The organism is Streptomyces sp. NPDC089915 (assembly GCF_040684675.1).
Classification (GTDB): Bacteria; Actinomycetota; Actinomycetes; order Streptomycetales; family Streptomycetaceae; genus Streptomyces.
Genome location: NZ_JBFBGN010000026.1, coordinates 38,865 through 63,756, shown reverse-complemented (window position 1 = coordinate 63,756; position 24,892 = coordinate 38,865). Strand labels below are relative to the sequence as shown.

Genomic DNA, 24,892 nt, shown 5'->3' with positions numbered 1-24,892 from the left:
CGGCCCGCCCCCCCCGCGCGCGCGGCGCCCGACGGGGGGGGGGGGGGGGGGCGGCGGCCCCCGGGGGGGTTTTCCCGCCAGTTGTAGGGGGGGGGGGGGGGGGCCCGCCCCCCCCCCCCGGCCCTCTTCTCGGCCGTGCGCCCCCTCCTCGGCCATGACCACCCCGACGTGCGCGACGCCGCGCTCGTCGCCGCCGTCCCCCTCGTCGAGCACCCCCTCCTCGCCCCGCACCGGACCGCGCTGGCCGTCCACGCCCGGCGTCTGCTGGCCACCGGTGACGACCGGCGCCACCGGGACCTCGTCCCGGACGCGCTCAGGGCGTGGGGGCACGACACCGGCGGCCTGGAGAACGCGTCCGACGTCGCGGCCCGCGAGCACCGCGCCCGCCTCGTGGCCGCGCGCGCCTCGTGGAAGGGCGGCTACAGCGAGGAGCCGCCGTTCTGACGCGGAGTCCGCGGCGGGGCCGGAACGTCGACGAGTCGCGCTCGGCCCGGCCCCCGGTCAGCCGGTGGCGGAGCCGGACTCCTCGGGGGCCCGGGCCTTGATCAGCACACCGGCGGCCAGCGCCGCCAGCAGCAGGGCGCCGCCCGCCCACCAGAGGGTGTCGCTGTAGCCGTGCATCAGCTCCTCGGACCGCGTCTCCTCCGACGCGGCGTCCAGGCGGGCGGTGATGAGGGCCACGAGCAGTGCCGCACCGATCGACTCGCCCGCCTGCTGGGCCATCACGACCAGCGCCGAGGCGGTCCCGGAGCGCAGCGGGGCGACGCCGGCGGTCGCGGTGGCGAACAGCGGCCCGAAGGCCAGACCGCTGCCGAGGCCGGCGAGCAGCATGCCGGGCAGCATCCGGGTACCGTACGCGCTGTCGGAGTCGACCCCGGCGAGGACCAGCATCCCGGCGGCGGCAGCGACCAGTCCCGACACGATCAGCACCCGGGGTGCGACGCGGTCCTGGAGGCGGGCCGAGACCTGCGTGGCGGCGATGACGGCCGCGGCGCCCAGCGGCAGGATCATCACCCCGGTCATGCCCGGGGCGTAGCCGAAGACGTACTGCATGTAGATGCCGAGGGTGGGGAGCAGCGCCAGGAAGCCGGCGCCGGTCAGGACCATCGCGAGGACGCAGCCGACGCGGTCGCGGCGCCCGCCGGGGTGCTCCGCCGACGGGGCGCCGGAGGTCGTGCTCCACCGCCACAGGAAGGCCGCGAGCAGCAGGACGCCCGCCGCGACGGAGCCCAGGACCTGCGGAGCGGTCCAGCCGAGCCCGCCGGCCTCGTCCATGCCGTAGACCAGGACGGCGAGTCCGACGGAACCGAGCAGCGCGCCGAGCAGGTCGGGGCGGGCGCCTTCGCCGGAGGGGCGGCCCGGCAGCAGCTTGGCCGCGCCGGTCAGCGCGAGCGCCGCGAGCGGGACGCAGAGGTACTCCGAGAGGCGCCAGGACGCGATCTGCGCGAGCCAGCCGCCCGTGAACAGGCCGAGCGCGCCGCCGCCGGCGGCGACCGCCCCGTAGATCCCGAAGGCCCGGGCGCGTTCCCTCGGTTCGGTGGATCCGGTGGACACCAGGGACAGCGTGGCCGGTGTCAGCAGGGCGGCGAACCCGCCCTGCAGCACGCGGGCCACGGTCATCAGGCCTGAATCGGCGGCCGCGCCGCTGAGCGCGGAGGCCAGTGCGAAGCCGGACAGTCCGATGATCAGAACCCGCTTGGCGCCCAGGCGGTCGCACAGGTACCCGCCGGGCAGGAGCAGCCCGGCGAAGGCGACCGCGTAGGCGGTGACCGGGTCCGGGCCGCCGTCGGCGAAGCTGAAGCCCGTCAGGTCGAGCAGGACCAGCAGCTGCGTCAGGGCGAGCACGCCCAGGCCCCACCGGCGCCTGGGGTGCGGTGCGTGCGGTGCCGCCGGGTCGGGCAGGGCGGCCGGGGGCGGCCCGAAGCCCTGTGCGGGGACGGACCGCTCCTCGGACGGGGTGCCGGCCGGGGTCGTGGGCGCGTACGGGGGCGGCGTGGGCACCGGCCGGTGCTGGCGCGGCACCGAGGGGATGCGGGGGTCGGGCGGCGAGACGGGTTCCGCCGCGGTCTCCTCGGGGGCCCAGTCCAGCAGTCTGGCGGCGCGACGGCCGAGTTGGGCCAGTACGCTGCCCGGCAGCCACTCCCCCGCCGGTTCGGCCGCCGTCCGTTCGGCGATCTCCCGGGGGGTCGGCCGGGCGGCCGGATCCTTCTCCAGGCAGGCCCGGACGAGGCCGGTGAGCGGCTGCGGTACGCCGGTGAGGTCCGGCTCCTCCTCGGCGACCCGGAAGAGGTGGGCGTTCAGCCCGGAGTCGGCGGCGCCGAACAGGAGCCGGCCCGTCGAGGCGTACACGAGGACGGCGCCGAGGCAGAAGACGTCGCTGGCGGGGGTGAGTTCGCGGCCGCGGACCTGCTCCGGCGACATGAAGCCCGGGGAGCCGATGAGCATGCCGGTACGGGTGTGCAGGCTGTCCGCGGTGAGGCTGTCCATCGCCCGCGCGATGCCGAAGTCGATGACGCGGGGCCCGTCCACGGTGACCAGCACGTTGGACGGCTTCAGGTCGCGGTGGATCAGGCCCGCGTCGTGCACGGCCTTCAGGGCGACGGCGAGCCGGTTGGCGAGGATGTGCACCGAGTACTCGGGCAGCGGCCCGAAGTCCTCGGCGACCACGGTGCGCAGGTCCGGCCCCGGGATGTACTGCGTCGCCACCCACGGCACGGCGGCCTCCGGGTCGGCGTCGAGGACCGCCGCCGTCCAGTCACCGCCCACCCGCCGGGCGGCGGCCACCTCACGGGCGAAGCGCCTGCGGAACTCGGGGTGCCCGGCGTGCTCGGCCTGTACGACCTTCACCGCGACGGTGCGCCCGCCCTCGGAACGGCCCAGATAGACCAGGCCCATGCCGCCCTCGCCCAGCCGGGCGATCAGACGGTACGGGCCGATGCGGGTCGGGTCTGCTGCGATCAACTGGTCCACGGGCACGAAGTATGCCAACAGTCCGGCGGAGATGGACCCGGGCCCGGGAGACCGGCGCCCGCCGGGCCCTCCGGGGCGTGGATCGTCCGCGCGACGGCCCTCAGTCCGGCCGCACCGTACGGGGGCCCGCGCACTCGGCGCCGTACGCGCGGACCCGCTCGCGCAGCGCGCGGTCGGCGGTGACGACCGTGCAGGGCCGGCCGGTGTGGGCGGCGGCGAGTTCCACGATGAGGTCGTCCCCGCTCCCGGACGCGGACTCGACCCGCACCCCGGGTACGGACTCGACGCCCCGGGCGGCCCCCTCGACGACGAGGATCACCTCCTCACCGCCGTCCCGCCCCGCGAGCCGGTCCCGCAGCCGCTCGGCGGCCCCCTTCCGGTCCCGCCACCACCCGTCGGGCACGGACCCGACGACGTTGGCGGCGTCGACGATCAGCACCGGGCGCTCACTCATGCCGCGATCCTCCCACGCGAGCCCTCCCTCTCCGAGGTCCGGCTCGTGCTGCCGGAGGCCTGACCGGGGGCCCGGGCCGGGGGCTCGGTCGGGGCCCGGCCCTTCGTCAGCTGGTTCCGGCGGCCGTCACACGGTACGAAGTCCCCTGTGAAGCATCAGACCCACAGCCCGACCGTCCGCGTGTTCATCGCCCTCGCCCCGCCCGACGACGCCAAGCGGGAGCTGGAGCGGGAGCTCGCGGCCGCCTACGCGGCCTACCCGCGCATGCGGTGGAACCGGATCGAGGACTGGCACATCACGCTGGCCTTCCTCGGCGAGCTCCCGGTCGCGGCCGTGCCCCGCCTGCGCGGGCCCCTCGCCGGCCTCGCCGCGATACGCCGGCCCCTGCGGCTGGCGCTGCGCGGCGGGGGGCACTTCGACGAGCGGGTGCTGTGGACCGGGATCGACGGGGACCTCGACGGGCTGCACCTGCTGGCCTCCGAGGTCCGCTCCCTCGTCACCGAGTGCGGCATCCCCTACGAGGGCCGGCCGCTGCGCCCCCATCTGACGCTGGCCCGCTCCCGCCGGAGCGACACCGCGAGCGTCACGGAGGCCGCCGCCGGGCTCGGCGCGTTCTCCGGCCGGCCCTGGCACACCGGGCGGCTGCACCTGGTCGGGAGCAACATCGGGCGCGGCCCCGGGCCGATCCACTACCGCGACATCGAGTCGTGGGCGTTCCGGGGCGGGAACCGAGCACCTGGCCGGGAAACGGTTGTGCGATCCACCTGACCCCGTGATACTCACTACCTCCACGGGGGCGGAGACCGTTGCCCCCTGCCAGGAAACGTGCACAGCAAGGGGTGGGTCATGGCGTTGCTCCGGGGGGCGGGGCCGTCGCTGAGGCGATGGGCGGGCAGAGCGCCCGCGCCGAGGCTGGAGAAGGACTTCGGGGATCCCGTGGTGACGCGGATCCGCGAGGCCGCCGAGGCGGCCGACTGGCCGGCGGTCCGCGACGGGCTCACGGCGCACCCGGAGGACGGGGACCGCTCCTGGCTGCTGTGGACGGTCGGCGACACCGCCGGCGTCGAGCGCTGGATCCCCGACGCGATCGCGGCGGAGCCCGGCTCGGCGCTGCCGCTGCTGGTCGCCGGGGCCCGCTGGATCAACTGGGGCTGGGAGGCCCGGACCGGGGCGCGGGCGGCGGACGTCTCGCGCGAGCGGTTCGACGTGTTCCACGAGCGGCTGCGCGAGGCCGAGGGGTTCTTGTACCGGGCCGCCGAGCTGGCCCCCTCGTGGGTCTCGCCCTGGCACTTCCTCCAGGTCAGCGGGCGCGGGCTGGAGGTCGGGCCCGTCGTGGCCCGGCGCCGGTTCGAGGCGGTCGTACGCCGGGACCCGTACCATCTGCGGGCCCACCAGCAGCAGTTGCAGCAGGTCTGCGAGAAGTGGGGCGGCGCGCACGAGGAGATGCACGCCTTCGCCCGCGCGTCGATGCTCGCCGCCCCGGAGGGCAGCGCCCTCGGGCAGCTCGTCGCCCTCGGACACATCGAGCACTGGCTCTCCCTCGGTGACGGGCCCGACTGGCGGTACATGCGCCGCCCGGAGACCGCCGCCTCCCTGCTGGAGGCCGCCGAGCGCTCCGTCCTGCACCCCGGCGCCGAGCGCGGCAGGGGGTGGGCGCAGGTCTGCAACAGCTTCGCGCTGGCCTTCTCCCTCGCCGGCGAGAGCGAGCCGGCCCGCCGCTGCTTCGCGCTCACACAGGACACCGTCACCGAGTTCCCGTGGAACTACGTCAACGCCGACCCGGTCACGGCCTACCGCCGCCACCGTTCGTCCGTCGGCGCCTGACCGGCCCGCGACCTCCTCTCCCCCGCACACCGCGCGGCCGCAGGCCGCGGCCGCGGTGTGCCCGTCGAAAGATCCCGCAAGGTGCCGCACTCCGAGTCCGCCCACACGTTCCAGGTCGACCTTCGCGGCCTGGTGGACCTGCTCTCCCACCACCTCTACTCCAGCCCGCGCGTCTACCTGCGCGAGCTCCTGCAGAACTCCGTGGACGCCATCACGGCCCGCCGCGCGGCCGATCCGTACGCGCCCGCGTCCATCACCGTCCGCACCGGTGACGGGCTCACCGTCACCGACACCGGCATCGGCCTGACCGAGGCCGACGTGCACCGCTTCCTCGCCACCATCGGCCGCAGCTCCAAGCGGACCCCGGACGGCGTCCTGGACGGGGCCGGGCTCGACGCGGCGCGCGGTGACTTCATCGGGCAGTTCGGCATCGGCCTGCTCGCCTGTTTCGTCGTCGCGGACGAGATCACGGTGGTGAGCCGGCACGCCGGCGACCCGGCCGCGCCCGCCGTCGAATGGCGCGGCCACTCCGACGGCCGCTACACCATCCGCACCCTGCCCGCGGACGCGGCGGTGCCGCCCGGCACCACGGTCCGGCTCGCCCCGCGCGCCGACAACGCCGAGTGGACGTCCCCCGCCCGGGTCGTCGAGCTGGCCCGGCACTACGGGAGCCTGCTCCTGTACGAGGTCACGGTCACCGGACCGGACGCCTCCCCGGTCCGGATCGACGCGGCGCCGCCGTGGGAGCGGGAGCACCGTTCGCCGCTGGCCCGCCGCGAGGCCCTGACCGCCTACTGCCGTGACGTCTTCGACTTCGCGCCGCTCGACACGATCGAGCTCGACCTGCCGGCGGCCGGGCTGCGCGGTGTCGCGTACGTGCTGCCGACCGCGCTCAGCCCGGCGCAGCGCGCGGGCCACCGCGTGCACCTGAAGGGCATGCTCCTCACCGACCGGGCCACGGAACTGCTGCCCGAGTGGGCGTTCTTCGTGCGCTGCGTCGTCGACACCACCAGCCTGCGCCCGACCGCCTCCCGCGAGGCGCTGTACGAGGACGGCACCCTGTCGGCGGTCCGCGACGCGCTGGGCGTGCGCATCCGCGACTGGCTCACCGGGCTCGCGGCGAGCGATCCCGCGCTGCTGCACCGGTTCATCGACGTCCACCACCTCGCGGTGAAGGCGCTCGCCCGCTACGACGACGAGCTGCTGCGCATCGTGCTGCCGTGGCTGCCGTTCGAGACGACGGACGGCAACGTCACCCTGGAGGAGTTCGCCCGGACCCACGCCACCGTCCTCGTCACCCGCAGCGTCGAGGAGTTCCGCCAGGTCGCGCCGATCGCCGCCGCGGCCGGCCTCGGGGTCGTCAACGGCGGGTACACCTACGACCGGGACCTGGTGCACCGGCTGCCGGAGATCCGGCCGGGCACGGCCGTCACGGACCTGGACCCGGCCACGGTCACCGCGCACCTGGACGCCGTGGAACCGTCCGCGGAGATCCGCGCGGCGGCGTTCCTGGGCATCGCCCGGGAGGTGATCGCCGCCCAGGACTGCGACGTCGTCCTGCGCGACTTCCAGCCGGTGACGGCCCCCGCGCTGCTGCTCGACAACCGGGAGGCCCGCCACGAGCGGACCCGCTCCACGCTGGCCTCCGACAGCGACGGCCTGTGGGCCGACATCCTGGGCTCGCTGCGCAGCGAGACCCCGCGCGCCCAGCTGGTCCTCAACCACCTCAACCCGCTGGTGCGCCAGGCCGTCACCATCGGGGAGCGCGGGCTGGCCGTCGCCGCCGCCGAGTCCCTCTACGGGCAGGCCCTGCTGCTCAGCCGCCGTCCGCTGAAGGCGAGCGAGAGCGCCCTGCTCAACCGGGCCTTCATCGGCCTGCTCACCCACGCCATGCATCCCGGGGGCGGCGACGGCGCCGCGTCCGGTTCCGACACCCGGAAGGAACGTTGATGACGGACACCCCGGAGGCCGTGTTCGAGGCGCTGCGCGAGAACCACGACCGCCCGCACGGGCTGCAGCGCACCATCACCGCCGAGGAGCTCGTCGAGGCCGCCGAGCCGTTCGACAAGCCGGAGGTGCTGGTCACGGCGCTGATGGAGCTGATGACGGCGTACGAGTTCACCGGCGAGCACCGCAAGGCGCCGGTGGTCTTCGCGCGGCTGCTGAAGCTGTGGGAGGACTCCCCCGGCGCGTTCAGCGAGTGGGAGGCCGGCCAGGTCCTGTGGCGGTTCAAGTGGGTGACCACCTCCCTGCTCCAGGTGCCCGACGTCCCGCTGGCCGTGATCGAGGCGTGGACCGGCCGGATGCGGGAGCGGTACGAGGCGGACGGGCACGGCGTACAGCCGGTGGCGGCGATGCGCTACCACCTCGCCGCCCACACCGGGGCCGGCGTGGACGACGCGTACGACCTGTGGGCGACGCGGCCCCGGACCCCGCTGAGCGACTGCGAGGCCTGCGAGACCCGGACGCACGCGCTGTACCGGGCCGGCAAGGGTGCGGACGCGGCGGCGCTGGAGCTGTGGGAGCCGGTGCTCACGGGTGCCTCGACGTGTTCGGAGGAACCGCAGTCGAGCCGGGCCCGGGCGCTGCTGCCGCTGGTCCGCCTGGGCCGGACCGACGAGGCGCGCGCCCACCATCTGACCGGGTACCGGGCGGTGCGCGGCAGGGCGGGGATGCAGCAGGAGGTGGGGCTGCACGTGGAGTTCTGCGCGCTCACCCGCAACGAGGGGCGGGGGCTGGAGATCCTGGCCGAGAACCGGCCGCTGTTCGAGGCGGCCGGCGCCCCGCTGAACCGCCTCGGGTTCCTGACGGGCGTGGAGGTGCTGCTGGCGCGGCTCGTCGCGGACGGGCACGCCGGCACTCCGGTCGCCGGTCCGCCGGGCCGCAACTGGACGGCCGGCGAACTGCTGGCCGTCGTGCGCCCCGAGGCGGACGGACTGGCCGCCGCCTTCGACGCGCGCAACGGGACGACGGCCGTCGGGGACCGGCGCCGGGCCCGGCTGGAGCGTACGCCGCTGCTGGCCGAGCCGCTGCCGCTGGGGCTGCGCACGGCCGTGGCCGCCGTACGCCCCTCCGCCCCGGCGGACGCGGGCGCGGCCGTCCCCGTACCGGCCGTACGGGAGGTGCCGGGCGATTTCGTCGAGCTGGTGCGGGAGGCGCGCCGGCTCGACGCCCTCGGGCATCCCGGGGACGCCCCGCTGTGGGCGCGGATCGCCGAGGCGGCGGAGGCCGAGGGCTACCTGCACGACGAGCGGCTCGGCCCGGAGGGCCGGCTGCGGGCCGAGCTCGCCGAGCAGCGCGCCTTCGCCCTGCGGGTCCGCGACCTCGCCGACGAGGCCGTCGCGGCGATGACGGAGGCGGCCGGGCTGTTCGAGCGGGCCGGCATGGTGTGGGACGTGCTCGTGGCCCGGGCGATGGCCCTGGCCTGGGAGGTCCGGCCCGACGCCCGGGAGGAGCGGGCGACGGCCGACGCGGGCCCCGGCTCCGGCTCCGGCTCCGGCTCCGGATTCGAGGAGGTGCGGGCCGGACTCGACGCGCTCGTGCGGGAGGCGGCGGAGCTCGCCGCCGCCGGCACGGACGCGGGCGCCGCCTACGACGTCCCCGGGACGGACGGCGCCGTGTCCGGCAGCGGGCCGGACAGCATCGCCTCCCGGCGCTACCTGGCGGTGCTGTACGCCCGGGCGTACGCCGCCTTCCACGAGGTGATGGCCCGGGCCCCGGAGGCGTCCGGGAGCGCCCGCGCGGAGTTCGACGCGGCGGCCGACGCCCTGCGCGCGGAGGCGCTGCGGCTCGGCGTGGCCCACCAGGCCGCCAACGCGCTGGAGTTCGACGCGAACCTCGCCCTGCGCCTCGGCGAGGCGGACCTGGCCGAGCGGGGGCTGCGGGCGGTGCTGGAGGAGCTGGCCTCGGGCGCGCCGGAACGGCCCTGGAAGGGCAACCGGCCCCGGGCGGTGCTCGCCCAGGTCCTGATGGCGCAGGGGCGGCACGAGGAGGCCGTCGAGCTGCTGCACCAGGCGATCGCCCTCACGGTCCGGCACGACGACTCGGCCTTCCCGCTGGCCCCCGCCTACGCGATGCTCGGCCACGCGGCCGTGCACGCCGGGGACCACGGGGGCGCCGTGCGGCACTTCTCCGAGGCCGCGGACCGCTTCGACCGGGCGGGCGACCACGACCAGGCGGCCGATGTCCGGCTCCAGCTCGCCGACCTGCTGCGCGGCGCCGGCCGGGCGGCGGAGGCCGTCGCGGTGCTGGAGTCGGTGGTCGCCGACGCGAACGCCGGCTCGCTCGATCCGCGGCTGCTCGCGCAGGGCCGGCTGAGCCTGGCCCGGGGGCTGCGGGAGCTCGGCGAACACCTCGCGGCGGCCGAGGAGTTCCTGCGGCTGGCCGACTCCGCCCCGGCCTGGGGCGGGGAGGGGCAGGCGGTGCTCACGTCGGTGGCCTCGGAGGCGGCGGTCGCGCTCGCCTCGGGCGACCGCTGGGAGGCCGCGCGGGCGGCGTACGCGCGGGCCGTGGCCACGCACGCGCAGGCCCCGAACCCCTCGGTGATCACGCAGATGATGCGGGAGTTCGCCCGCCTGAACCAGTCTGCCCGGGGGGCGGAGGGGGTGGACGACTCGCTCGCCCGCCTCGCGGAGGCCGACGCGGTGTGCGCGGCGCAGGTGGAGGACACCGAGGAGTTCACCCGCTGGTTCGAGGAGGGCGGCATACGCTACCGGCGGTCCCTGGTCCTCGCGGACGGCGAGCGCTTCACCGAGGCCCTGGCCGAGGCCGAGGCGTCGGTGGCCGCGCACGAACGGGGCGGGGCGGACGGCGAGACGCCGCGTGCGGAGGCCGTGCGCGTGGCTGCGCTGATCGAGCACAACGGCCTGGGCCGCACCGCCGCGGCGGTGGCCCGGCTCGCGGCCGGCGCGGCCCGCTGCGAGCAGCGCGGCCTGCCCGAGGCGGCCCGCGTCCTGGAGGACCTGCGCCAGGAGATCACCGCCTCCCGCGAGGCCTGATCCCCCGCGCCCGCCCCGCCCCGTGCCCGGCGTCCGGACCCCCGGACGCCGGGCACGGGCGCGTCCCGGGTCAGCGGGTGCCGTCCGGTGTCCGGGAGGCCGGACGGGGCGCGCGCGGGCCGCGCAGCGGCAGGGTCCGGCTGAAAACGAGGTTCGTGGTCGTGCTCCCGAACTGCGCGAGCGCGTCGACGACCTCCTCCAGGTGCCCCATCGACGTGGCCGCCACGCGCAGGACGTAGCAGTCGTCCCCGGTGGTGCGCAGGCACTCCAGGATCTCCGGGCGCTCGGCCAGCAGGCGGCGCAGCGGCTCGTGCCGGGTGCCCGGGTACTTCAGGCGGACCACGGCGAGCACGCCGTGGCCGGTGCGCTCCAGGTCGACCTCGGCCCGGTAGCCGGTGATCACCCCGAGGGCCTCCAGCCGGCGGACCCGCTCGGTGGTCGCCGACGCGCTGAGGCTGACGCGCCGCGCCAGTTCGGTGAAGGGGATCCGGCCGTCGCACTGGACCTCCTCCAGGATCGCCCAGTCCGTCGGATCAAGACTCTCGGTCATCGGGCCAGATTACCGGGCGATCCACGGGCGAACGCCCCCTGGACCGGCGGGAATCCCTTCTGGAAGCCCGTACCGGCTGGCTAGGCTCGGCGGCGTGAAGATCGGAGTCAACGTCCTCAATTTCGGCCCGGGCACCGACCCGGGCGTCCTGCGCGACTGGGCCCACACGGTGGAGGGGCTGGGGTTCGACCTGCTGATGGTCTCGGACCACGTCGCCGTCACCCCCGATGTCGCCGAACGCTATCCGGCGCCCTTCTACGAACCGTTCACCACCCTGTCCTGGCTGGCCGGCGTCACCACCCGGGTCCGGCTCGGGACGACGGTGCTCGTCGCCCCCTACCGGCATCCGCTGCTGACGGCCCGGATGGCGGCCAACCTGAACGAGCTCAGCGGCGGCCGGCTGGTCCTCGGGGTGGGGGTGGGATGGGCACGGCAGGAGTTCGCCGCGCTGGGGATCCCGTTCGAACGGCGGGGCCGCCTCACGGACGAGCACCTGTGCGGCCTCCGGGCCGCCTGGGCCGACACCGCCGGCTACGGCCCGCGCCGGATCCCGGTGTGGGTCGGCGGCAACAGCGCGGCCGGGATGCGGCGCGCGGTGCGGTACGGCGACGCCTGGCATCCGCTGCGCGTCGGCCTGCCGGGGCTGCGCGCGGCGGCGTCCCGGCTGGAGGAGTACGCGGGCGAACAGGGCGTCCCCGTACCGGCGCTGGCCCCCCGGATCGCGCTGCGGATCACCGGGCGACCGGTCGAGGGACCCGAACGCCCGGCGGGCGAGGGGACGGTCGACCAGGTCATGGACGACCTCCGCGAACTGCGCCTGCTGGGCGCGGAGTCCGTCGTCCTGGACCCGTACGGCGGCGACCCCGCCGAGACGCACCGGCCGCAGGCCGCCTGGCGGGCCCTGGCCGCCGTGGCCGAGCGGCTCGGACTCCCCCGTACCCCTCGAACGGAGCAGCCGTGACCACCACGCCCGCGGACCACGCCCTCCTGCGCCGGGCGATCGCCCTCGCGGCCGAGGCCCGGGCGGCGGGCGACCCGCCGTTCGGGTCGCTGCTGGCGGCCCCGGACGGGACGGTGCTGGCGCAGGAGCGCAACACGACCCTCACCGAGCGCGACATCACCGCGCATCCGGAGCTGAAGCTGGCGCGGTGGGCGGCGCGGGAGCTGGACCCGGCCGCGGCGGCCGCCGCCACGATGTACACCAGCTGCGAACCGTGCGGAATGTGCGAGCCGGTGATCCGGCTGGCGGGCCTGCGGCGGGTGGTGTTCGCCCTGTCCGGCGCGCAGCTCCTGGACATCCGGCCCCCCTCGGGCCGCCCGCCCGTACCCCGGGACGGCCCGGCGCTGCTCGACGAGGTGGGGCCGGTGGTGCGCGGGTACTACCGCTGACGGCGCCGGTGTCAGTGGTCGGGGACCCAGTTGCCGTGGAGGCCGAGCGGGACGCGGACGGGCAGGTGGATACGGGCCAGGGGGCGGCCGGTGAAGTCCTGGGCCGAGAGGATCACCAGGTCGGCCGCGCCGCGCTCCGGGTCGTGCGCGTAGGCCATCACGTAGCCGTCGTCCTCGTCCGCCGGGGCCGCGGCGGCCGGTCCGGCCGGCACGAACACGCCCTCGCCGACCGCCGCGTGTCGGCCGAACCCGTGGACCTCGGTGGTTCCGCGCACCAGGTCGTGTTTGAGGAGCGCGCTGCTGAACCCCGCGTCCGGGCGCGGGTCCCCGGGGCCGGTCCGCGGGGCGTACAGCTCGGTCACGGCGGTGTAGCCGTAGCGGTACGGGCGGCCGGTGAAGGCGGGGTTGAGGCGCGGGAACTCCTGGATCCGGTCGTCCAGGCGCTCCTCCCGGACCCGTCCGGCGGCCAGGTCGACGGTCCAGCGGTCCAGGGTGGGGCGGCTGGCTCCGAAGTCGCGGATGTCGAAGCCCTCGGGGTGGCGGACGAGGTCGACGACGACGCCGGCAGCGGTCTCGTGGGCGTTGAGGGTGTGGCCGGCCAGGCCCGGTTCCACCTCGAACCAGCGCACCTCGCCGCCGGCCCGGGGCATGACGCCCACGCGCGCCGTACGGGCGCGGTCCCAGACGAACGGCACCCCGGTGGAGAGGTGGGCCGGGCTGAAGACGACGGGGCCGTCGTAGAGGACGACGTGGTGTTCGGTGAGCGCGAAGTCGTGCATGTAGGGGCCGCCGGGGGCCGCGATGGTGGTGGTGCGCAGGACGGTCCCGGTGTCGTCCATCACGATGTGCTGGACGTGCTCGGCGCCGTAGCGGAAGGCGAGGGAGTGCAGTTCGCGGGTGCGCGGGTCGAAGACGGAGTGGGCGTTGGCGTTGTACCCCTCCGGTGTCGCGCCGAGGTCGCAGGCGCCGATCGTGTCCAGGTCGTAGCTGAGCTCGTACGGCCGTAATCCCCCTTCGATGAGGACGTACGTCCGCCCTGCCAGGCCTGCGACCTGGACGTTCGGCGCGAAGTCGGTCCGCTCGTCGACGGGGGCCCCGCGCCGGGGTTCGCCGAGCCGGTCCGCGACGGAGGCGGAGCGGACCCAGCGGTTGCGGTACCACTCGGCGCGGCCGTCGCGGATGCGGACGCCGTGCACCATGCCCTCGCCCAGGGTCCACAGGTGGGAGGCGGGGTCCTGGGTGCCCAGCGGATTGGGGCCCGTGCGCAGGTAGCGGCCGCTGAGGTGGGCCGGTATCCGGCCGGTGACGGGGAGGTCGTGGGCGGTGACCTCCTCGGTGACGGGGGCGAAGCTCCCCGACAGGTAGCGGTTGGGGGGTGTTCCGGGGTTGGTCATGCGGGGTGTCCTTGGCCGGTGGCGCGGGAGGGTCCGGCGAGGAAGGCCCCGGCGACGGCGGCCATCAGCGCCTCGTAGCGGCGGGCCGCCGTGTCGGGCGGGAAGTGGCCGCCGAGCTCCAGGCTCACGGCCCCGTGCGCGGCGGCCCACAGGAGCTTGGAGATCTCGCGGGCGTCACCGGGGCGGAAGACCCCCGCCTCGACGCAGGCCCCGACGGCGGTGACGGAGACCCCGAAGGCCTCCTCGGCGAGGGCGAGGGACTCCGCGGCGGGGCGGTAGCCGGGTACGGCCTGCTCGAACATCACGCGGTAGTAGGCCGGTTCGGCCAGCGCGTGCGCGCGGTAGGCGGTCCCGAGGTCGCGGAGGTGGGCGAACGGGTCTGGGTGGCGCGGGACTTGTTCCTGCGCACGGCGCAAGCGCGCGAACCCCTCCTGGTACAGCGCGTCGATCAGGCCCTCCTTGCCCCCGAACACGGTGTAGAGCACCTTCGTCGACGCGCCGATCTCGGCGGCGATCCGCCGGATCGTCAGCGCGGGTATGCCTTCGGTGACCAGCAGGCCGATGGCCCGGTCGAGGACCGCGGCGCGGGCGGCCTCCTGGCCGGCCCGCAGGGCGTCCTGGTAGAGCGTTGCCGTCATGAGAAACACCGTATCTGATGGGTAACACCGTTACCACCCCGGTGTGGTGACCCACCGTCGCAGGACGCGGCACCGCCCGGTCGGCCGTGTGTCGGTCACGGGGCCCGCCGGCGGGGTGCGGCACGGTGGGCTGCGGTGGGCGGCCGTCCGGGTCGGCGGCCCCGGGACCCGCGTGAGAGGTTCGCATGAGCGACGACGGCACCTTCCCGACCAGGCGGCGGGCCCTCCTGCTGGCGGCCGGATCGGCGTCCGTGGCCGCGCTGGCGGCCGGCTGCGGCCGTCCCGCCGCCGCTCCGACGGGCGGGGCCGCGCCGGACTGCGTGCTGGCCGTGAAGGCGGGCGCGGGGCCGAACTACGCCGGCCCGGGGCGGACCCGGTCCGACGTGACCGACGGGCGGGAGGGCACGGCGCTGCGGCTGGAGCTGACGGTGGTGCGGGCCGCGAACGGATGCCGTCCGCTGGCGGGTGCCGCCGTGGACATCTGGCAGGCGGACGCCGCCGGGGTGTACTCGGAGGGGCGGGAGACCTATCTGCGCGGGGTCCAGGTGACCGACGCGGCCGGGCGGTGCGTGTTCCGGACGATCGTGCCCGGCTGGTACGCGGGGCTGGCGCCGCACATCCACTTCAAGGTGCGGCCGGGCGCGGGCACCGAGACGACCTCGCAGTTCTTCCTGCCCGAGGACTTCCTGCGACAGGTCTACGCCCGTCAGCCGTACGCCCGGCGCAAGGCCCCGCGCAGTCCCAACGCGCACGACGACCGCTTCCGGGCGGCCGCCGGGACGATGACGCTGGCGCCGGTGGCGGACGGCGCCGGCGGGTACCGCGCCGCCTACACCGTGGGCATCGCCTGAGCGGCGCCGCCGCCTTGTGCTTTTGAAGTTTCAACCTTCAGGTGAGGCAGGGGAGTTGGCCTGATCCCGAGATGACCGGACCCGTCCGGCCATGTCATGATCAACCCTCACGTTACTTCTCGGTAACGCGTTCAATTCCCCCCATTTACCGAATGGTTCTCTCTACGTGCGCACGTTCGCCCAACGCCTCCTGCTTCCCGGCCTGACCACGTTGGCGCTCGCCACCGCCGGCTGCTCCGCTCCGGCACACACCGACTCCGCCGCCCCGGGCGCCGCCCCCGGCGCCCCGGCCGCCGGCGGTGACCAGCGGCTGGAGGTCGCCGCCGCCCCGCAGGGGCCGGCCGACCCCATACCCGTGGCCCGCACCGCCACCGGTGAGGGCCGGCCGGAGAAGTCCTCGCTGCGGGTCGCCTCCTACGACAAGGGCACCCAGCGGGCCGTCATCGCCCCGGCCCCGAAGCCCCAGCCCCCCAAGGGGGGCCAGAACCCGCCCTCCGACGCCTCCCCCTCCCCCGCCAAGCCGGTCGCGGTGGGCGACGTCATCGCCAGCGCCCCGGCGCCCGGCGCCCCCGACGGCCTCCTCGCGAAGGTCACCGAGGTCGTCGGCAAGACCGACCGCGGCACCGAGGTGAAGACCGCCCCCACGACCCTCTCCGCCGCCCTCGGCGAGGCCAGGGCCGACGGAAAGGTCAAGGTCGACCCCTCCTCGATGGTCGTCGAACCCCTGATGAAGGGCGTCACCTTCTCCTGGGCCAAGGGCGAGGGCGCCCGCTTCGGCCCCGAGGGCGCGAAGCTGCCGCTGGGCAACCTCCGGCTCGACGTGAACGCCGCCATCGACACCGCCAAGGACGCCCCGGCCTCGGCCGGCGCCTCGGTCTCCGGGTTCGTGCAGCTCGCGCCGCAGGTCGAGTTCTCCTACACGGGCACGAGGATCGGCTCCGCCCCGAGCGCCGCCTTCCTCGGGATGAGCGGCGACTGGTCCTCCCAGTGGGCCCTCAAGGGCCGCGCGGCCGCGAGCACCGGCGCGCCCAAGCGCATCCCGTTCGCCAAGCTGCACAGCACCCCCGTCATCCAGGTGGGCCCGGTCCCCGTCGTGGTCAACCTCGACCTGACCACCTACATCCAGGTGGAGGCCGACGGCCAGGTCACCCTCGACGTCCAGCAGGACGTCAAGGGCGACTTCCGCGTCGGCGGCAGCTACGCCGCGGGCAAGGGCTGGACCCCGGTCAGCACCTCGGCCGTGCACAGCACCCCGGTGAAGGCCACCGTCGCCGCCGCCGGACGGGTCAAGGGCGCCCTGGGCGCCGAGGCCTCCGTCGGCCTGTACGGGGCCGTCGGCGTCGGCGCCGACTTCGCCCCCTACCTGCGCGGCGAGGCCGACGCCAAGGCCTCCGCGTCCGGTGACGGCAAGACCTCGGGCGGCGGCGCCTGGGCCCTGTACGGCGGGATCGACCTGAACGGGCAACTGCACCTCCAGCTCTCCCTGTTCGGCACCCCCGTCCTGGAACGCCGCATCCCGCTCGGCTCCCTGCACCGAGAGTGGCCGCTCGCCTCCGGCGGCGCCGGGCGCTAGCCGCCCGCCAACTCTTGACCAACCGCGCCTACGGGCCGGTAACTTGAGGCCGTCCAGGAGGTTCGACGGAAGGGGAGGCCGTGGCGGACCACGACCTGACCGGCTTCGGCAAGAGCACGTTCACCCACGACGGCGCCACCCGGCGGATCCTGCGCCGGGGAACGGGGCCGGCGGTGATCATCATGGCCGAGGTCCCCGGGGTCACCCCCAAGGTCCTCGAGTTCGCGGAGCACGTCGCGGACGCCGGCTGCACGGCCGTCCTCCCGGTGCTCTTCGGCACGCCCGGCCGGGACGCGAACCCCGCCACGGCCGGCTGGCCGGGCACCGCCCGCACCGTCGCCTCGACCATGTGGCAGGTGTGCGTGAGCCGGGAGTTCACGCTCCTGGCGACGGGGCGCAGCTCGCGGGTGGTGCGGTGGCTGCGCGCGCTGGCGGCCGCCGAGCACGAGCGCTGCGGCGGACCCGGGGTCGGCGCCGTCGGCATGTGCCTGACCGGCGGTTTCGCCCTCGCCATGGCCACGGACGAGCGGCTGCTCGCCCCGGTGCTGGCGCAGCCCTCCCTCCCGCTGCCCTGGACTCCGGGCCGGGCGGCCACCATCGACATCGCCCCGGACGAACTGGCGGTGGTCCGCGGGCGCTGCGAGCGCGAGGGGCTCCGGGTCCTGGGGCTGCGGTTCGAGGGGGACCGCCTGTCGCCCGGGGGCCGGTTCGCGTTCCTGCGCCGTGAGCTGGGTGACGCGTTCGTTGCCGTCGAGCTGGAGGACGGCGCGGCGAACCCGCGGAGCCCGATGCCCCCGCACTCCGTGCTGACGGAACACCTCGTCGACGAGCCCGGCCAGCCCACCCGGCAGGCGCTGGACACGGTCCTCGACCTGTTCCGCGAGAAGCTCCTCGGGAAGGTCCCCGGCACCGCCGCGTGAGCGGCGGCGCCCGGGTCACCACACCAGCTTGTACGTGACGTCCTTGTCCACGGGCTCCGGCGCGGTGTCCGTGTACAGCAGCCGGATCACGGTGAAGCGCTGGACCCCGGGATGGGTGGGCCAGGGGCGCGGCGCGCTCAGGGTGACCGTCACGGGGTAGGGCCGGAAGCGGCCCGCCGCGCAGTCCGGACGGCATTCGTTGACCATGTCGGTGCCGGTGGCGGTCGCCGTGCTCGTCCCCCAGGTCCGCCAGTGCAGACCGACGAGGCGGTTGTTGCCGTCGCCGCAGGCGAGGATGTACTCCTCGGGCTGCACCTGCGCCGCGGAGAAGCAGTCCACGACCACGACCGGGTAGGGGTCCGCGGGGGCGTGCGCGGCCGCGGGGGCGGCGGCCATCGCCAGTGCCAGGGCGGCCGCCGCGCACGCCGGGCCGGCCTTCCGCGCCCACGGCCGGGCCGCGCGGGGCCGCCGCGCGTCTCCTGAAGCGTCCACGAGCCCCTCCTCGCCAGTAGGCTCCGCTGCCGGCGCTGCCGCCGCCAGGTCCAGCTTTGCCCATCAGGGCGGGCCGCGCACCCGCTGGGCGTGCGGCGGGCCGGTCCGTCACTGCTGACAGCGGCCGAAGGTCACCACGTACGTACCCGCTCCGCTCGCCCCGGCCCCGGCCCGGTCGGCCGCGCCGTCCTGGGCCCAGCTGCCGTACTCGCGCAGCGAGCCGTCCAGGATGATCTTGCGGTGGGGCGGGCTGTTCATCCACCAGGTGACGGCGGCCTTCGGGCTGCCGGATCCGCCCCAGCCGGTGTACGCGATCTCGGCGACGGCCCAGGACCGGGGGTTCGGGCAGTAGCCGGCGGCCTTGATCCGGCTCTCCGGGGTGGAGCCGGTCTGCGGGTCGCGGTGCGCGTCCTTCCCCGGCCCCCACCACTTCAGCGCCACGGCGGCGGCGGTGTGCTGCCGGGCCGCGGCCGTGAGGGACGGGTTGCTCGTCAGGGGCTGGAGTCCGCGCTGCGTCCGCTCGGCGTTGACCAGGCAGGCGACGGCGAGCCGCGCCGCTTCGGCGGCGGTGCCCGGCGCGCGGGCGGAGGCGGCGGGGTCGCACCAGGCGGCCGACGCGGGGGCGGCCGCCACCGGTACGAGCGCGGCCGCGAGGCATCCGGCGGTCGCCAGGCTCAACGCGATACGGGCCGGGGAAACGGGTCTTCTCACGGGTCCCACCTCCTGCGGACACGGAGGAATCCGGAATCAGGAATGAGGCCAGCCTGCCATCGCGCCCCTCCGCCCGCCACGCGGCCGAGAACCGCGCTCCGGCCGGGGCGCCGGCGCGACGGCCGGGGAACCCGCCGGTTCCCGGGACGGCGGCGGGGCGTGTGCGGTTTTCTTAGCGGAGCGTCAGTTCTGGGTGACGGGGGTTGTCCGGGTGCGGTGGCCGATCCAGGCTGGGCACTCCCCCGCATCCGGGGAACCACCCCTCCCCATCAGGGACTTCCGTCTGGAGCCGCCATGTCCTCGTCCGCCGTCACGCTCGCTCCCCCGTCGCCGGGGGACGAGCGCCGCAGGCGCCGTCTCGCCCTCATCGGCGGATCGCTCGGCAACCTCGTGGAGTGGTACGACTGGTTCGTCTACGCGAGCTTCGCCATCTACTTCGCCGACTCCTTCTTCCCCGGCGACAATCCGACCACCCAGCTGATGAACACGGCCGGGATCTTCGCCGTCGGGTTCCTGATGCGTCCCGTCGGCGGGTGGATCCTGGGACGGGCCGCCGACCGGCACGGGCGCAAGAGCGCGCTCACCCTCACCGTCACCATGATGTCGGTGGCGGCCCTGCTGATCGCCGTCGCCCCGACCTACGGCCAGGCCGGCTACTTCGGCGCCGTCGTGCTGCTGCTGGCGCGGCTGCTCCAGGGGATGAGCATCGGCGGGGAGTACGCGGCCAGCGCCACCTACCTCACCGAGGCCTCGGCGCAGGGCCGGCGCGGGCTGGGGTCCTCGTTCCAGTACGTGTCGATGACCTGCGGTCAGCTGCTCGGCCTGGGCATCCTGATCACGATGCAGCACACGCTGACCAAGGAGCAGCTGGGCAGCTGGGGCTGGCGGATCCCGTTCGCGCTCGGGGCGGTGTTCGCGCTCGTCGTGTTCTGGCTGCGGCGCCGGCTCCAGGAGACGGACGCCTTCAAGGAGGGCGGCGCCCACGACGAGGGCGCGCGCGGCTCCCTCAAGGCGCTGTGGGAGCACCGGCGGCAGGCGGGGCTGGTCATGGCGCTGACCCTCGGCGGTACCGTCGCGTACTACACGTACACCACCTACCTCACCAAGTACCTGGTCGGCAGCGCGGGCATGGCCAAGAACACGGCCACGCTGGTGAGTTTCACCGCCCTGGCGCTCTTCGCCGTGCTCCAGCCCTTCGCCGGGATGCTCTCCGACCGGATCGGGCGCCGCCCCCTGCTGATCACCTTCGCGGTGGGCTGCACCGTCGGCACCTACCCGATCATGACGGCGCTCGGCTCGGCGTCCTCGTACTGGCAGGCGCTGGGCCTGTCCCTGCTGGCGCTGGTGATCGTCACCGGCTACACCTCCATCAACGCGGCGGTGAAGGCCGAGCTGTTCCCCACCCGGGTGCGGGCGCTGGGGGTGGCGCTGCCGTACGCGATCGCCAACGCCCTCTTCGGCGGCACGGCCGAGTACGTGGCGCTGTGGTTCAAGAACGGCGGGCACGAGAAGGCGTTCTTCTGGTACGTGTCCGGGTGCGCCCTGGTCTCGCTGGTGACGTACCTGCTGATGCCGGACACGCGGAACGCGGCGCTCAGCCGGGCCGAGGAGGAGGCGGCGCGGCGGTAGGACGCCGCGACGGTGGTGACCGGCCCGCCGCCGTGCCCGTGCCGGGTCCGGCGCGGTCACGGCGGCGGGCCGGTCCCCGGTCACGCGCGCAGGGCGTCCGCCGTGGGGACGACCACGCCGAACATGTCGGTGATCGTCGTCAGGGCGGCCGCCTGGAGGGCGGCGGCGGGCACGACGGTGCCGTCCGGGGCGGTCAGGGCGCGGGTGGCGGTGGCCTCGGCGACGACGGTGGGCCGGTAGCCGAGGTTGAAGGCCTGCTGGGCGGTGAAGGTGATGCACATGTGCGTCATGAACCCGGCCAGGACGAGGTCCTTGCCGCTGCCGGCGCCGAAGCCCAGGCCCTCCAGGGTCTTCTCCAGCTCGGTGGCGTGGAAGGCGTTGGGGAAGTTCTTGACCACGACCGGCTCGCCCTCGGCCGGGGCGACCTCGTCGCTGAGGGCGCCGATGTGCTCGCGGACGTCGTACGGGCTGCCCTCGCCGCCGTCGTGGACGACGTGGACCACGGGCGTGCCGGCGGCGCGGGCCCGCTCCAGCAGGCGGGCGCCCGCCGCGACGGCCTCCTCGGCGCCCTCCAGGGCCATCACGCCGGTGCGGTAGGTGTTCTGGAAGTCGATCAGAACCAGGACGGAGTCGGCCAGCCGGGGCGGCTCGTTGTCCAGTCCGCTCAGCACGCGCAGGGTGGCGGACGCGGTCGTGGCGGAGGTGGTCGTGGTGGTCGTGGTGCTCATGGGATGCCTCTCATCGGGACGTGTGGTGGCGCGGACGGGCGGGGCGAACGGGCAGGGCCCGGCGCCCCGCCGGCATCGCGCCGGTGGGTGGGGTGGGGTGCGGGCGGGTCAGGCCGGCTGGGTGCGGAAGCGGCGCCGGTAGGCCGCCGGGGTGGTGGCGAGCTGGCGCCGGAAGGCCCGGTGCAGGGTCTCCGCAGAGCCGAGTCCGGAGGTGGCCGCGACCTGGTCGAGCGGGCAGTCGGTGGTCTCCAGCAGGCGCCGGGCCAGTTCGACGCGGACCGCTTCGACGTAGGCGGCGGGGCTGGTGCCCGTCTCCTGTTTGAAGACGCGGGCGAAGTGCCGTTCGCTCAGGCACATCCGGGCGGCCAGGGCCGGTGCGGACAGGTCCGCGTCGGGGTGGTCGGCGATCCACAGCCGCAGTTCGTCGATCTCCCGCCGCCCGGCGGGCGGGCGGCTGAGCGGGACGGAGAACTGGCTCTGGCCGCCCTGCCGCTTGAGGTACATCACCAGCTGCCGGGCCACGGCGAGCGCTGTCTGCTCGCCGAGGTCCTCGGCCACCAGGGCCAGCGCCAGGTCCAGGCAGGCGCTGATGCCGGCCCCGGTCCACAGCCGTCCCCGGTCGGTCCGTACGAAGATCGGGTCCGGGTCGACGGTGATGTCCGGGTGGTCGGCGGCGAGCTGGGCGGCGGTCGACCAGTGGGTGGTGGCCGTCCTCCCGTCCAGCAGCCCGGCGGCGGCCAGCAGGTGGGCGCCGACGCAGACCGAGGCGACGCGCCGGGCGTGCGGGGCGGTCTCCCGCACCCAGGCCACGACCTCCTCGTCGACCCGGGCGACGGGGCCGCCCCCGGCCATGTCGACCGCGCCCGGCACGAGCAGGGTGTCCACCTCGGCGCCGACCTCGGCGAACGTGACGTCGGTCAGCAGCCGGACGCCCGCCGAGGTGCGTACGGCCCCGGCGGCGGGCCCGGCGAGGCGGACCTCGTACCCGGCCCGGCCCGCGGTCTCGCGGTTGGCCAGCGCGAAGACCTCTGCGGGGCCGGTGACGTCGAGGAGGTCGACGTCGGGGAAGACCGCGATGACGACACGGTGTGCGGTGGACATGTGTCCATCCTCGCCGCGGCCGCCGCACGTCCGCAATGACGCTTCCCCGTCACATTCGGACACGCGGATGGCCTGCCCGGCATTCGGGTGACACGGCGCCACCTCCGCGGGCCGTCCGCCGTTACCAGGACGACCTCCCCGGCCGGGGCAGGTCCTCCGCCAGGACAAGGAACGTTTCGAGCATGCTGAAGAAGATGATGGTCACCGCCGTAGCCACCGCCGCCGCGATCGGCGCGGGCGCTGCCGCTGCCGCCCCGGCCATGGCCATCGGCAACGACAACGGGATCAACACCGTCAACGGCAACGGTGCCCAGCAGATCTACGGCAACCAGAAGACCGCGGGCGACATGAGCCCGCAGGCCTCTCTGATCCAGGGCTCCGCGAACAAGCCCTGCATCGGCCTGCCGGTGAAGGTCAACGCCCAGTCGCTCGTGGCCATCCTCGCCAACGTCGGCGTCCAGGACGTCAACGTCCTGTCCAACCCGCAGAACCAGCAGTGCACCGAGAACTCCACCCAGGCCAAGGGCGACGAGCCGCTCTCGCACATCCTGGACAACATCCCGGTCCTCTCCGGCAACGCCTCCGCCGGCAGCTGAACGGCCGATGCCCCCCACCCCGCGTCCGGGGTGGGGGGCATCGTCGTGCCGTCAGCGGGACCGGTGGGGGGCTACCACATCACCGGCAGGCGCTCGGGCAGCCGCTTCATGAAGCCGGTGCGCCACACGAGCTGTTCGACGGGGACGGCCAGCCGCAGCCGGGGCATCGCCGCGAGGACGGCGCGCAGGCCGATCTCGGCGTGCTTCTTGCCGAGGGCGGTGGCGGGGCAGTAGTGGGAACCGCCGCCGAAGGAGAAGTGGGCGGAGGAGTTGGCCCGCGTGAAGTCGAGGCGGTGCGGGTCCGGGAAGACGGAGGGGTCGAAGTTGGCGCCCTCGGGCAGCACGAGGACCAGCTCGCCCTTCTTCACCTCGACGTCGCCGAGGGTCATGTCCTCCATGGCCAGGCGGGGCAGGCCGTCACCGATGGACAGGTTGATCCGCAGCAGCTCGTCCACGGCCTGGGGCATCAGCTCCGGGTGGTCGGCGAGGTGGTCGGCCTCCTCCGGGTGGGTGAGCAGGGTGACCAGGGCCATGGCGAGGAAGCCCGCGGTGGAGATGACGCCGGCGCCGAAGAGGGTGACGCCGACGGTCGCGAACATCTCGTCGCTGACGTGCTCGTAGCCCTCGGTGCCGCGCAGCTTCGCGAGGTCGCCGACCAGACCCTGCTCGGTGTCGTCGAGCCGGGCCGTCATGTACGCGATGTCGCGGTCCCAGTTCAGCCGGGCCGCGGGGATCTCGCGGGGGCTGTTCATGAACGCGATCGGCAGCGACTCGGACAGCAGCGGGGCCGCCTCCTGCGGTATGCCGAGGATCTGGCAGTGCATCGCCTCCGAGAAGGGGTCGGTGAACATGGTCCGGATGTCGACGGGGGCGCCGTGCCTGAGCATCCGCTCGACGAGCTCGGCGGCGTGCCCCTCCATCCACTCCTGGAGGCCGGGGGCCTTGGGGTTGATGGCCTTCATGACGGCCTTGCGCAGGCCGGCGCCGGTGATGTTGCCCATGTTGTTGACGACCTCGGGGGGGATCGTCAGCGCGTACTGGCGGGGCACACCCGGGTCGGAGGTGTTCTTGAGGCTGAACCGGTCGTCTTCGAGCACCTGCTTGACGAGCTCGTACGAGGAGACCAGCCAGGCCTCGGCTCCGGCGATGGTGCGGACCTTCACCACCGGGGCGAGTTCGTCGATCTGGGCGGGCAGGTGGGTGCCGTCCCACGTGAACGGGAAGTCGAGGATCGGCTCCGCGTGGGTGGTCACAGCTGGTCTCCTTCGGTGGCGGGGGTGACGACGGCGTGGCCCTGGTTGCGGGAGGCCCGCAGTCCGGCGCCGCGCGAGTAGAGCAGGTCCGCCATGGGCAGCGCCTGGTGGTAGCAGTTCAGCGACGAGGGGACCCCGAGGATCGCGGGGGTGTCGAGGAACAGGGGTGCCTCGGCGCACACGTAGTCGAGGCAGACCTTCCGCTGGTGTTCGGTGGCCTGCTGGCCGCCGAGCACCTTGGAGGACAGGAAGATGTCCACGAGTTCGTTGGCGGTCTGGGCGAACGCCGGATCGGAGCCGAGCCGTTCCAGCAGGTCCGCGTGCATGCGGTCGTACGCGGGGATGCCCTGGAGGGAGGACATGGGCCTCCCGCGCAGGCGGGTCCCCGACGGGTCGATGTCGGCCACCGCGTTGGTCACTTTGGCGCGTACGCCGCGAAGGTTTTTGACGGATTTCCGACGGGCCTCATCTTCCGGATAGCCCGTGGCCACATACATTTCAGCCACGTGAAGATCCGTATAAATGAGGTCGGCCTGCCGGAAGTTGTCCAGGGCCCATTCGGCGAGGGCGTGGACGCGCTGGGCGGAGAAGTAGGAATTGCCGGGCGAGATGCCGATGACGGCGTGGTCGCCTTCACCAGCGATGACCTGGCAGTGCGGGGTGTACGGGTCAACGCGGAAGGCGCTGGTCCGAATTGCTGTGGTCATGGGAGTGGTCACGTCCCTGTCGCCGCGATTCCCCGATCGGACCCCGTGTCCCGGGTGCGGCGGCGACGCTCAGAACCTATCCGCAAAGCACGGCTCCGGTTGGATTACCGCACAG

At 74.8% G+C, this 24,892-nt stretch carries 23 protein-coding genes; 12 read left to right on the top strand and 11 right to left on the bottom strand.

The window, feature by feature from the left end:
- Positions 1-135 precede the first annotated feature (135 nt).
- On the top strand, positions 136-444 hold the full coding sequence (locus tag AB0O29_RS11395; protein ID WP_365149656.1) for a hypothetical protein: 309 nt from the start codon (positions 136-138) through the stop codon (positions 442-444).
- Positions 445-501: 57 nt separating this feature from the next.
- On the opposite strand, the gene AB0O29_RS11390 is transcribed toward AB0O29_RS11395, so the two are convergent.
- Positions 502-2,970: an MDR family MFS transporter gene (locus AB0O29_RS11390; protein WP_365149653.1), complete on the bottom strand. Its 2,469-nt coding sequence runs from the start codon at positions 2,968-2,970 to the stop codon at positions 502-504.
- A gap of 100 nt (positions 2,971-3,070) precedes the next feature.
- A complete protein-coding gene (locus AB0O29_RS11385) occupies positions 3,071-3,424 on the bottom strand; it encodes an NTP pyrophosphohydrolase (protein ID WP_365149650.1) in 354 nt (117 codons plus the stop codon).
- 147 nt (positions 3,425-3,571) lie between these two features.
- On the opposite strand from AB0O29_RS11385, the gene thpR reads away from it, so the two are divergent.
- The 4 genes from thpR (at position 3,572) to AB0O29_RS11365 (ending at position 10,245) form a co-directional block, all read left to right on the top strand.
- Entirely contained in the window at positions 3,572-4,192 is a 621-nt protein-coding gene (gene thpR, locus AB0O29_RS11380) for an RNA 2',3'-cyclic phosphodiesterase (protein ID WP_365149648.1), read from the top strand.
- A gap of 78 nt (positions 4,193-4,270) precedes the next feature.
- Positions 4,271-5,248, top strand: a complete 978-nt coding sequence (locus AB0O29_RS11375; protein ID WP_365149645.1) for a hypothetical protein — start codon at positions 4,271-4,273, stop codon at positions 5,246-5,248.
- 81 nt (positions 5,249-5,329) lie between these two features.
- On the top strand, positions 5,330-7,198 hold the full coding sequence (locus AB0O29_RS11370; protein ID WP_365149642.1) for an HSP90 family protein: 1,869 nt from the start codon (positions 5,330-5,332) through the stop codon (positions 7,196-7,198).
- Positions 7,198-10,245, top strand: coding sequence for a tetratricopeptide repeat protein (locus AB0O29_RS11365; RefSeq protein WP_365149639.1), 3,048 nt, complete (start codon positions 7,198-7,200; stop codon positions 10,243-10,245). Before AB0O29_RS11370 ends, AB0O29_RS11365 begins: the two co-directional genes overlap by 1 nt.
- 70 nt (positions 10,246-10,315) lie before the next feature.
- Here the strand turns inward: AB0O29_RS11365 and AB0O29_RS11360 are convergent, their stop codons facing one another.
- A complete protein-coding gene (locus tag AB0O29_RS11360; RefSeq protein WP_365149636.1) occupies positions 10,316-10,795 on the bottom strand; it encodes an Lrp/AsnC family transcriptional regulator in 480 nt (159 codons plus the stop codon).
- A gap of 94 nt (positions 10,796-10,889) precedes the next feature.
- On the opposite strand from AB0O29_RS11360, the gene AB0O29_RS11355 reads away from it, so the two are divergent.
- Both AB0O29_RS11355 and AB0O29_RS11350 read left to right on the top strand, forming a co-directional pair.
- On the top strand, positions 10,890-11,756 hold the full coding sequence (locus AB0O29_RS11355) for an LLM class flavin-dependent oxidoreductase (RefSeq protein ID WP_365149633.1): 867 nt from the start codon (positions 10,890-10,892) through the stop codon (positions 11,754-11,756).
- A complete protein-coding gene (locus tag AB0O29_RS11350; RefSeq protein WP_365149630.1) occupies positions 11,753-12,184 on the top strand; it encodes a nucleoside deaminase in 432 nt (143 codons plus the stop codon). Before AB0O29_RS11355 ends, AB0O29_RS11350 begins: the two co-directional genes overlap by 4 nt.
- Positions 12,185-12,195: 11 nt before the next feature.
- Here AB0O29_RS11350 and AB0O29_RS11345 read toward each other — a convergent pair whose 3' ends face one another.
- Both AB0O29_RS11345 and AB0O29_RS11340 read right to left on the bottom strand, forming a co-directional pair.
- Positions 12,196-13,578 carry a carotenoid oxygenase family protein gene (locus tag AB0O29_RS11345; protein ID WP_365149627.1) on the bottom strand — a complete coding sequence of 461 codons (1,383 nt, stop codon included), beginning with the start codon at positions 13,576-13,578 and terminating at the stop codon, positions 12,196-12,198.
- The gene (locus AB0O29_RS11340; protein WP_365149624.1) at positions 13,575-14,216 is read right to left on the bottom strand and encodes a TetR/AcrR family transcriptional regulator; all 642 of its coding nucleotides are present in this window, start codon (positions 14,214-14,216) and stop codon (positions 13,575-13,577) included. The genes AB0O29_RS11345 and AB0O29_RS11340 overlap by 4 nt, the downstream gene beginning before the upstream one ends.
- Positions 14,217-14,401: 185 nt before the next feature.
- On the opposite strand from AB0O29_RS11340, the gene AB0O29_RS11335 reads away from it, so the two are divergent.
- From AB0O29_RS11335 to AB0O29_RS11325, 3 genes are all read left to right on the top strand, one after another.
- Positions 14,402-15,067 (top strand): intradiol ring-cleavage dioxygenase, encoded by a 666-nt coding sequence (locus AB0O29_RS11335; protein WP_365149621.1) that lies wholly within the window; start codon positions 14,402-14,404, stop codon positions 15,065-15,067.
- 166 nt (positions 15,068-15,233) lie between these two features.
- Entirely contained in the window at positions 15,234-16,640 is a 1,407-nt protein-coding gene (locus AB0O29_RS11330) for a hypothetical protein (RefSeq protein WP_365149618.1), read from the top strand.
- 80 nt (positions 16,641-16,720) lie between these two features.
- Positions 16,721-17,560 carry a dienelactone hydrolase family protein gene (locus AB0O29_RS11325; RefSeq protein WP_365149615.1) on the top strand — a complete coding sequence of 280 codons (840 nt, stop codon included), beginning with the start codon at positions 16,721-16,723 and terminating at the stop codon, positions 17,558-17,560.
- 15 nt (positions 17,561-17,575) lie between these two features.
- On the opposite strand, the gene AB0O29_RS11320 is transcribed toward AB0O29_RS11325, so the two are convergent.
- A complete protein-coding gene (locus tag AB0O29_RS11320; protein WP_365149612.1) occupies positions 17,576-18,052 on the bottom strand; it encodes a hypothetical protein in 477 nt (158 codons plus the stop codon).
- A gap of 108 nt (positions 18,053-18,160) precedes the next feature.
- Positions 18,161-18,763 carry a CAP domain-containing protein gene (locus AB0O29_RS11315; protein ID WP_365149609.1) on the bottom strand — a complete coding sequence of 201 codons (603 nt, stop codon included), beginning with the start codon at positions 18,761-18,763 and terminating at the stop codon, positions 18,161-18,163.
- A gap of 294 nt (positions 18,764-19,057) precedes the next feature.
- On the opposite strand from AB0O29_RS11315, the gene AB0O29_RS11310 reads away from it, so the two are divergent.
- Entirely contained in the window at positions 19,058-20,392 is a 1,335-nt protein-coding gene (locus AB0O29_RS11310; protein ID WP_365149606.1) for an MFS transporter, read from the top strand.
- Positions 20,393-20,472: 80 nt separating this feature from the next.
- Here AB0O29_RS11310 and AB0O29_RS11305 read toward each other — a convergent pair whose 3' ends face one another.
- Both AB0O29_RS11305 and AB0O29_RS11300 read right to left on the bottom strand, forming a co-directional pair.
- Entirely contained in the window at positions 20,473-21,120 is a 648-nt protein-coding gene (locus tag AB0O29_RS11305; RefSeq protein ID WP_365149604.1) for a cysteine hydrolase family protein, read from the bottom strand.
- Between the two features lie 108 nt (positions 21,121-21,228).
- Entirely contained in the window at positions 21,229-22,221 is a 993-nt protein-coding gene (locus tag AB0O29_RS11300; protein WP_365149601.1) for a helix-turn-helix domain-containing protein, read from the bottom strand.
- A gap of 182 nt (positions 22,222-22,403) precedes the next feature.
- On the opposite strand from AB0O29_RS11300, the gene AB0O29_RS11295 reads away from it, so the two are divergent.
- Positions 22,404-22,817, top strand: coding sequence for a rodlin (locus tag AB0O29_RS11295; protein ID WP_365149598.1), 414 nt, complete (start codon positions 22,404-22,406; stop codon positions 22,815-22,817).
- 71 nt (positions 22,818-22,888) lie between these two features.
- Here the strand turns inward: AB0O29_RS11295 and AB0O29_RS11290 are convergent, their stop codons facing one another.
- Together AB0O29_RS11290 and AB0O29_RS11285 are read right to left on the bottom strand one after the other, a co-directional pair.
- Complete coding sequence (locus AB0O29_RS11290; protein WP_365149595.1) at positions 22,889-24,070, bottom strand: cytochrome P450; 1,182 nt, start codon at positions 24,068-24,070, stop codon at positions 22,889-22,891.
- Positions 24,067-24,777: a tRNA-dependent cyclodipeptide synthase gene (locus tag AB0O29_RS11285; protein ID WP_365149593.1), complete on the bottom strand. Its 711-nt coding sequence runs from the start codon at positions 24,775-24,777 to the stop codon at positions 24,067-24,069. The genes AB0O29_RS11290 and AB0O29_RS11285 overlap by 4 nt, the downstream gene beginning before the upstream one ends.
- Between the last annotated feature and the right edge of the window lie 115 nt (positions 24,778-24,892).

Bases quoted from the DNA above. Each gene is read 5' to 3' on its own strand.
- AB0O29_RS11385 (WP_365149650.1), bottom strand. From the start codon at position 3,424: ATGAGTGAGCGCCCGGTGCTGATCGTCGACGCCGCCAACGTCGTCGGG.
- AB0O29_RS11375 (WP_365149645.1), top strand. From the start codon at position 4,271: ATGGCGTTGCTCCGGGGGGCGGGGCCGTCGCTGAGGCGATGGGCGGGC.
- AB0O29_RS11365 (WP_365149639.1), top strand. From the start codon at position 7,198: ATGACGGACACCCCGGAGGCCGTGTTCGAGGCGCTGCGCGAGAACCAC.
- AB0O29_RS11360 (WP_365149636.1), bottom strand. From the start codon at position 10,795: ATGACCGAGAGTCTTGATCCGACGGACTGGGCGATCCTGGAGGAGGTC.
- AB0O29_RS11345 (WP_365149627.1), bottom strand. From the start codon at position 13,578: ATGACCAACCCCGGAACACCCCCCAACCGCTACCTGTCGGGGAGCTTC.
- AB0O29_RS11340 (WP_365149624.1), bottom strand. From the start codon at position 14,216: ATGACGGCAACGCTCTACCAGGACGCCCTGCGGGCCGGCCAGGAGGCC.
- AB0O29_RS11335 (WP_365149621.1), top strand. From the start codon at position 14,402: ATGAGCGACGACGGCACCTTCCCGACCAGGCGGCGGGCCCTCCTGCTG.
- AB0O29_RS11310 (WP_365149606.1), top strand. From the start codon at position 19,058: ATGTCCTCGTCCGCCGTCACGCTCGCTCCCCCGTCGCCGGGGGACGAG.
- AB0O29_RS11305 (WP_365149604.1), bottom strand. From the start codon at position 21,120: ATGAGCACCACGACCACCACGACCACCTCCGCCACGACCGCGTCCGCC.
- AB0O29_RS11300 (WP_365149601.1), bottom strand. From the start codon at position 22,221: ATGTCCACCGCACACCGTGTCGTCATCGCGGTCTTCCCCGACGTCGAC.
- AB0O29_RS11295 (WP_365149598.1), top strand. From the start codon at position 22,404: ATGCTGAAGAAGATGATGGTCACCGCCGTAGCCACCGCCGCCGCGATC.
- AB0O29_RS11285 (WP_365149593.1), bottom strand. From the start codon at position 24,777: ATGACCACAGCAATTCGGACCAGCGCCTTCCGCGTTGACCCGTACACC.